The organism is Acinetobacter sp. YH16051 (assembly GCF_013417135.1).
Lineage (GTDB): Bacteria > Pseudomonadota > Gammaproteobacteria > Pseudomonadales > Moraxellaceae > Acinetobacter > Acinetobacter towneri.
On record NZ_VPEN01000119.1, the window covers coordinates 1 to 1,351 of the forward strand.

Consider the following 1,351-nt stretch of genomic DNA (forward strand, 5'->3'; position numbering starts at 1 on the left):
ACCCCGTGGAAGCGGGTTAGGTTGACTCTGGGCTTCGGTACCAGGGCGGCCAGCCTTGCAATGAAATCCAATGGTTCGAAAATGACGTGCGTGGTGCCGTCCCGGTACGGCGTCTTGAGCTGGTAGCAATCTGACAGTGCGGAGGGGGAGGGGCGTGACTGTTAAACAGGGGGTCAGCCTGCCGCCTTGGGCCGGGTGATGTCGTACTTGCCCGCCGCGAACTCGGTTACCGTCCAGCCCAGCGCAACCAGCTCCGGCAACGCCTCGCGCACCCGCTGGCGGCGCTTGCGCATGGTCGAACCACTGGCCTCTGACGGCCAGACATAGCCGCACAGGGTATCTATGGCCGCCTTGCCGGTCTTGCCGGGGTCGATCCAGCCACACAGGCGCTGATGCAGCAGGCGGGCCGCTTCGCTGTCCAGCGCTCGCACCTCGTCCATGCTGATGCGCACATGCTGGCCACCACCCATGACGGCCTGAGCAATTAAGGGGTTCAGGGCCACGTACAGACGCCCGCCTGCCTCGTCGCTGGCGTACTCGGCAAGCAGCCGGAACCCCTGCCGCTTGCGGCCATTTTGGGCGATGATGGAGACTGTCCACAGGCGCTCAATGCACTCCCGGATTGCCTTGAACTGGCTGCCGCCATCCTCTGCATACCCGATTTCACGGGCCAGCGCCCGATAGCTGCCCTTAACCACCATGGCATCAGCGGTAACGGCCTCCCACTTGGGTTCCAAGAACAACCGGAGCTGCTGCCCGCCTTCGGTCTTGGGTTCTGGGCTAAGCACTAGGCCATTAGGCCCAGCCATTGCCACCAGCCCTTGCAGGATGCGCAGATCATCAGCACCCAGCGGCTCCGGCCCCTTGAACTCGATCCGCTTGCCGTCGCCGTAGTCATACGTCACGTCCAGCTTGCTGCGCTTGCGCTCGCCCCGCTTGAGGGCACGGAACAGGCCGGGAGCCAGACAGTGCGCCGGGTCGTGCCGGACGTGGCTGAGACTGTACTTGTTCTTAGGCTTCACCACGGCGCACCCCCTTGCTTTTGCGCTGCTTTTCCAGCACGGCGGGTTTGAGCACCCCGCCGTCATGCCGCCTGAACCAGCGGTCTTTGAACGGCACCCCATAGTTGGCCTTGCTGACACCAAAGCGGACGAAATAGGGCCGCTGTGAGTCGTCCACGCCCCATTCCTCGGCCTCGGCGGCCGTCATGCCGGACAGGTAGGACTGCCAGCGGATGTTATCCACCAGCACGGACGATCCCCGGCTGGCCTGCTGCTGGTCGCCTGCGCCCATCATGGCCGCGCCCTTGCTGGCATGGTGCAGGAACACGATAGAACACCCGGTATCGGCG

1 protein-coding gene and 2 pseudogenes are annotated in these 1,351 nt (G+C 64.3%); all 3 read right to left on the reverse strand.

Annotated elements, in window-relative coordinates; genetic code table 11:
* Positions 1 to 125, reverse strand: a pseudogene (locus tag FTV41_RS14745) (transposase); the annotation flags it as partial.
* Positions 126 to 173: 48 nt separating this feature from the next.
* Complete coding sequence (gene repC / locus FTV41_RS14750; RefSeq protein ID WP_010895881.1) at positions 174 to 1,025, reverse strand: replication protein C, IncQ-type; 852 nt, start codon at positions 1,023 to 1,025, stop codon at positions 174 to 176.
* Positions 1,012 to 1,351, reverse strand: a pseudogene (locus FTV41_RS14755) (helicase RepA family protein); the annotation flags it as partial. The pseudogene FTV41_RS14755 and the gene repC, both read right to left, overlap by 14 nt.